General features: G+C 36.5%; 5 protein-coding genes and 3 pseudogenes. 1 reads left to right on the top strand and 7 read right to left on the bottom strand.

Features of this window, described 5'->3' with window-relative positions:
• Nucleotides 1-389 (top strand): type ISP restriction/modification enzyme (locus ACFILO_RS08920; RefSeq protein WP_375678163.1); only part of this gene is annotated, 389 nt, incomplete at its 5' end.
• Between the two features lie 993 nt (nt 390-1,382).
• Here ACFILO_RS08920 and ACFILO_RS08915 read toward each other — a convergent pair.
• The 7 genes and pseudogenes from ACFILO_RS08915 to ACFILO_RS08885 all read right to left on the bottom strand — a co-directional run.
• A pseudogene (locus tag ACFILO_RS08915) lies at nt 1,383-1,487 on the bottom strand (transcriptional regulator); the annotation flags it as partial.
• A gap of 18 nt (nt 1,488-1,505) precedes the next feature.
• A pseudogene (locus ACFILO_RS08910) lies at nt 1,506-1,583 on the bottom strand (Killer protein); the annotation flags it as partial.
• Between the two features lie 13 nt (nt 1,584-1,596).
• Nucleotides 1,597-2,529 (bottom strand): DMT family transporter, encoded by a 933-nt coding sequence (locus ACFILO_RS08905; RefSeq protein WP_144755783.1) that lies wholly within the window; start codon nt 2,527-2,529, stop codon nt 1,597-1,599.
• Nucleotides 2,450-3,306, bottom strand: a pseudogene (locus tag ACFILO_RS08900) (SDR family oxidoreductase). Before ACFILO_RS08900 ends, ACFILO_RS08905 begins: the two are co-directional and overlap by 80 nt.
• A 164-nt stretch (nt 3,307-3,470) precedes the next feature.
• Nucleotides 3,471-4,229 (bottom strand): HAD family hydrolase, encoded by a 759-nt coding sequence (locus ACFILO_RS08895; RefSeq protein ID WP_375652565.1) that lies wholly within the window; start codon nt 4,227-4,229, stop codon nt 3,471-3,473.
• A 245-nt stretch (nt 4,230-4,474) separates the two neighbouring features.
• Nucleotides 4,475-5,155 carry a hypothetical protein gene (locus ACFILO_RS08890; RefSeq protein WP_375678162.1) on the bottom strand — a complete coding sequence of 227 codons (681 nt, stop codon included), beginning with the start codon at nt 5,153-5,155 and terminating at the stop codon, nt 4,475-4,477.
• A gap of 11 nt (nt 5,156-5,166) precedes the next feature.
• Nucleotides 5,167-5,679, bottom strand: a complete 513-nt coding sequence (locus ACFILO_RS08885) for an AfsA-related hotdog domain-containing protein (protein ID WP_375678164.1) — start codon at nt 5,677-5,679, stop codon at nt 5,167-5,169.
• Nucleotides 5,680-5,910: the final 231 nt, after the last annotated feature.

Below are 5,910 nucleotides of genomic sequence, written 5' to 3'. Positions count from 1 at the left end.
AAAAAGGTAATCCAAAAGTTACAGAGATCTCTAATCCAGAAAAATTCTATTACGTGACTGAAATGAAATTCGCAAAAATTAAGAATAGTAAGGAAAAGGATAAATCGACTGTTATTTATAATAACAATATCATCATGACAGATATCCCTCTTGACGCTTGTGAGTATATCGTTAATGGTAAACCCGCTCTTGAATGGGTTATGGGGCGTCAATGTGTTAAGACTGATAAAAAGAGTGGTATTATTAATGATGCCAATCGCTATGCTGTTGAAACCGTTGGCAACCCTGCTTATCCTCTAGAGTTGTTTCAAAGAGTTATTACCGTAAGTTTAGAAACAATGAAAATCGTGAAAAAACTACCAAAATTAGAAATAAGAGAAACTGAATAACTTATAAAGCATACTCACATGATGACCTCATAAGGGGTATAAGGTCTTATAACCTATAGGTTCTATACCCCTTTATAAATTGCTTACATACAATCTTTAAAATAATAGTTTATATGCGTTATTCTAAAAAGAAGAAACTTGCCTTTTAGATACTCTTATTTACATTGCCTTTAAAAGATTAAACCGTAATCTAAAATGATAGCTTTATTGTTATCAGAAGCTTTATTTAAAGAGGGTTATGTATATTCATTTTCTTATATTACTTATAGGTTTTGAATGTTTCTACCCCCCCAAAACCCTTACAAAACATAGAGCATTAGTTGAATTTATAGGTTGTACTATTGATATAGGTTGTTTTTTGAAAAATTGATAAAACTTAACTTATTGAAATATAATGATTTTAATTTTCTCTCATTTAAAAAAAATGATATAGGTTCTAAAAAGAACTGACAAAAATGACAAAAGTTTATTAAAAGGGATTTTGCTCATCTCTATAATGATCAGTTTCTATTGAGATGTTTTCATAAGTGTTTTCATAACAGACAATAAATCGCAATTATCCTATTTATCATTTCTCTTATGAACATGAAAAATGATGCCATGGCTATAAAGAACATAACAACTATAGAGAAAGCAAAAATGCAAATGAAAGCATTTGTTATAAGAGCGCGGTGCTATTAAGGTTGTTTAAATTAGAGCCCCTTATAAACAAAATTCACAAAAAATTTAAAATTCATTTAGTAAAAAAATGATAGGTTATAAAGCTAAAAATACGCATAATGAGAGCTTTTCTAAATATTATAAATGTATAGATTCATAAAATAACGCAATCGTTTCATAAAACCTATAATATAGCTTTAAAAGCATATAAATATAAAAGAAGCAATTAATAAGCATAAGATATTATCAATACATAACGTATTAAAAAAATACAAAAAAAATATCAAAAAAAGATAAAATATTATTTGACAATAAATACGTATTAAATACGTATTTTGTCATATGAAGACGATACGCTAATTTTTGTATTGTTATCCCCATTTCTTCTAAAAAAGCTACTTTTAAAACTTCACTAGAATGGGCGGGGTTATGCGTCATTTGTTTTCATTCCTTTCATCAATGGTAATCTTGATAATCAACAAGCTCCACATCTGTTCCGATAAAGCGAAAAATAACACGCCAATTTCCATTCATCTTAAAAAGTATATTACTCTTTATGCGCATTGGGAACGGCTTTTCTAGATCCTAGTAAGCTGAATATATAGCCTTGTCCGATTAGAACTCCAAAAATCGTAACAAAAACGCCTATGATTTGCATGATTTGAGGGATGAAGCCGAACAGGATTTGCACCAATAAGGCTGAAATAGGTACAAAATTGAAAAATATCGCCGTCTTACCCGGACCTCGGATCGCTATTCCAATATTCCAAAATAGGTAGGCTAAAACTGATCCTGCAACCCCCATCCAAAGGAGTGCGAATAAACTAGCGCCGGACATAGACATCGTTTCTTGAAGAGGGGATTCGAATAAAAAGGTTAGGACGCCAAGGGCGACGGTGCCAGAGAGCATCGTCCAGCTTGTTGTTTCAAGCGGGGTTGCGTTCTTGACAAATGACCGCGTGCCCACGGTATAGAACGCCCAACCAATGGAACCTAAAAGAATCATAATATCTCCTTTGGCAAAGGAAACATGGTTAGACAAAAATCTCCCATTTGTTATGACTAAATAGACCCCGAACATGCTAATGAGCATCCCTATAACCCTCTCACAGGTTGGGAAAGATTTATTCATGATAGCTTCAATAATATTAGCACTAATAGGGGTTGTCGCCATGATGAGGGAGGCTGTTATGGGATTTGACGTTTGCAAGCCAACAAATAAAGCGCCATTAAACCCTGCCACACCGATAATCCCTAGGAAAATATAAGAAATAAAATTTTGCGATAAAACATGCCACCGCAAGCCTTCTTTGAAAATCATAATTAAAAATATGGCGATTACGGCAATGAGAAACCGCTCAAAAGAAGCTGTCCATGGAGAAACAGTCGTTAAAGCTATCTTAGTGGCTTGGAAATTGGAACCCCAAAAAAAGGTTCCTACGAGGGTTAAGACAAGAGCTATTCTGGGCGTGATTTTCATTGGATAGATCCTTATACTTGATACCAAAGTGGAGCATCGAGACGTATAGAAGAAATTTGTGCGGTAGTATAGAAGAAATTTGTGCGGTATTAGATGAGGAAAGAATAAAGTTGACCGCGGAAGCAATGTCATCTGGGTGAAGCATTTTGGCAAGATTCTCTGGAGGTATCTCTGGGAATCCTTTAAAATTGCGACGAAAATCCGTATTAACTTTATCAACTTGGATTGAACAAACACGAATATTTTGTGGCATTCCCCATAAGCGCACCCCACCAGTATAGCCCTCTACAGCAAATTTAGAAGAAGAATATGAAATTAAAGAAGGATTGTATTCTACACCCCATATGGATGAAATATTTATAATATCGGTGCGAATTTCCTTTTTTAGATAGGGTAAAGTAGCAGCTGTTATATAGAACATTCCTTTAATATTCACATCAAATGTTTCAGCACATTCTTGAGCATCAATTGTTTCTGGATCGCCACTATAACAAATGCCAGCTACATTAACTAAGACATCAAGCCACCAAATTCTGAGATAACCTTATGGACAGAAGAGTCAATGGCTTCTTTATCGCGGATATCAACAATCAATTTACATAAGCTTGCCGTATCGATGGAGGTTGGTAGTTCTATGTCAATGATGTCTGCACTTGCTACCTTATGACCATTTTTCAATAAGTTTAGAACAATTGCTTTACCGATGCCGCGAGCGCCTCCTGTGACTAAAATACGTTTCTGTTGTTGTGAGTAAATTCCGGTCGTGTTTTTTATCATTTCGTTTAGCATTTTCTATACCTGAAGTTGTAATCATTAATATTCAGCTAGTTTATTTTTAGCCATGCATTATGTATTACTGTATTATGTTTAATGTATTGAGTATTATTAAATTGTTTAAATAATAAGATAGCCTTAAAGTTTATTGTGATTAGGTTGAATAACTAAAGAACTGATATTTCATGTAAAGACGTCTCATTAAAAGGAAATACCTTTTTAGAGGAGAATGCTAGAGTTTGTGATTCTTTAGGTAGATTTAAACAGCGCCAACCATGCTTGTGAGCATACGCCTCAAGCAAAGGATCGCCAATAACAGCGACAGGATGACCTACAAGCTTCAGCATATGCTCATCGGAAATATCATCACCGTAGGCCCAGCAGTTCTTAAGGTCACCACCATGTTTTTCAATAAAATCCTGAATCGCAAGCGCTTTTCCAACGGCGATCATTTGCGGAGGGACGAAACGGCCATTATATTTTTGCCCATCATGCAATAGTTTTGTGGCCAAGATGTAAGGTACACCTAGATGTTCTGCAATGGGGGCTAGAATTTCTATAAAAGAGCCGGATACTAAGACCGGCTCAATTTTTTGGCTATGATGGGATTTTAGTTCTGTTACTACTTCTTGGATTAAGAAAGTAGGATTAATCAACGCGCGCTTTGCCCAAGTTTCTGCACATCTTGTTACTTCTGCTACAGCACGTCCGGCAAAAAATTCATAAAAGCGACGGTTTATTACGCTGCGCGGACTCTGGTTATCATGGTGTGCACGTAAAATAGCAGTAGTATCTGCATATTCCTCTTGGTGAGCGTTGGTTGAAAAACCTAGCCAAGATTTATACCAGAAATCGTGGAAAGCGAGCATACTCTTGCTCCGAATAAGGGTGCCATCTACATCGAAGAATGCATACGCAAGGCTCATTATTAATTTCTCCCTTCAAAAAAAATTAAATACTTTATAATGTTGTTTGTTCTTTATAAGCATGGATATGATTTATTCGTAATATTAATCCTTTGTTGTGAATTCCCAGAAACCTGTTTTTTTGAGCTTTAGCTGCGCGTGGACATCCCCTCCTAAGCCATACCATCCGATCGCACCGCCTCGATTCATTTGATAACTCATCCAAAGCAAGACGATATTTACTATTCGATTAGCAGAGGGATCGTTCACAGATGGAAACGGATTGGTAATATTGCTTGATAAAAGGCATGCCCATCAGCATCTGCCAGTAGTATATTGGGAAGACCAAGTGGGCCGGGTCGTGTAGGTGCATGGGGATTCAGATCATGTTGCCGTAGTGCCATAATTGTGTAAAGACTGTTAGGAATTAACCCCAAAAATTCAAAACGAAAATGTCCTGTTCGTTGGTCGTTAGGGACGGAAACTTCCATGGATCCTTTCGCTTTACACCATTGTTCAAGGGTTATCGGCGCAGTAATCTTTCTACCATCTTGGTTTCGAGCGTCTGGTATTGGTACTTCATGGAAGCCATAGCTTGGCAGATAAATATTTTTCGCATTGGGGCATTGCGCTGGTGCAAATATTACTGGATAATTATTGCATGGTAATGGTAAGGGCAGAGTATGTAATACAAGAGAGGCATCACTACTAGAAAGAGGATCTGAAAGTTCTTTTATGATATCGTAGGGAGCATTCTTGCCGAATTTAGGAGTTACAGTAGAGGTTGATACCAAAGCTCTTCCCCACTCTGAGGTAAGTTCTCCATGGGAATTCATGCGATTGATTTGTCCAATAACAATAAAATTTCCCTTTTCATCCATTACTTCGCTCGGGGGATAAGTCGGTCCTTGTGTAGTCAAACTTAGTTCGTACATTATTGTTTTCATAGATAATGCCTCTACGCAAGATAAACATTTTCAAGGTTCTCAGCTTTCCGCGAGATAGAGTCCCTACCTGTTTGCTTGTTAAGAAATTTAATCGCTTGTTTGTGTTCATTCTTCTTTAGTTTTTCTGCATGATAAGCAGTAAACTGAAAGGAAAGAGTAGCGGCGCTCGTGTCGCCTTGGTTAACTGATATAGTTATATCGAAGTGAAGGCGAGATAATCTGGATATATCGCTAGAGTTAATTCGATAGTTAAAAACAACGTCAAGAGGGAATACAAACCCTGTAAAATTGGCAGCCAGGCTATTTAACACGAAGTAATACGGCTCCGTCCAGTTATCTCCGATAAAATATTCCTCAGTAACTGCTAAAAACATTTGACGAGCTGCTTCAATCAACACCATACCTTGTATATGTTGTCCAGTTTGATGATCATTCATTAGTTCTGACCGTTCATCCAATATTAAGTGAGATTCAAAATTATGCTCATCTAAACGTTTCGGGTGAGAGATAATCGCATTTCTGATGTAGTGCTTATGACTTTGCAGGCGGCTAACGCGAAGTGGACGCTGTAGTAGAGGAGAAATATCAATCCCGTGGGCTGCGAGTGGATATAGTCCTTGGTCATAAAGAGCTTGAGCTTGAACTTCTGTTAACCCTTGACCGCTAACAAGTTGACTATATTGTTATCAGAAGCTTTATTTAAAGAGGGTTATGTATATTCATTTTCTTATATTACTTATAGGTTTTGAATGTTT

It is taken from the genome of Bartonella sp. AP72JLCBS (assembly GCF_042195705.1).
Taxonomy (GTDB): domain Bacteria; phylum Pseudomonadota; class Alphaproteobacteria; order Rhizobiales; family Rhizobiaceae; genus Bartonella.
The sequence above is the reverse complement of the archived record's forward strand: the minus strand, read 5'-3'. Positions and strand labels throughout refer to the sequence as shown.

Bases quoted from the DNA above. Each gene is read 5' to 3' on its own strand.
- ACFILO_RS08895 (WP_375652565.1), bottom strand. From the start codon at position 4,229: ATGAGCCTTGCGTATGCATTCTTCGATGTAGATGGCACCCTTATTCGG.
- ACFILO_RS08905 (WP_144755783.1), bottom strand. From the start codon at position 2,529: ATGAAAATCACGCCCAGAATAGCTCTTGTCTTAACCCTCGTAGGAACC.
- ACFILO_RS08890 (WP_375678162.1), bottom strand. From the start codon at position 5,155: ATGAAAACAATAATGTACGAACTAAGTTTGACTACACAAGGACCGACT.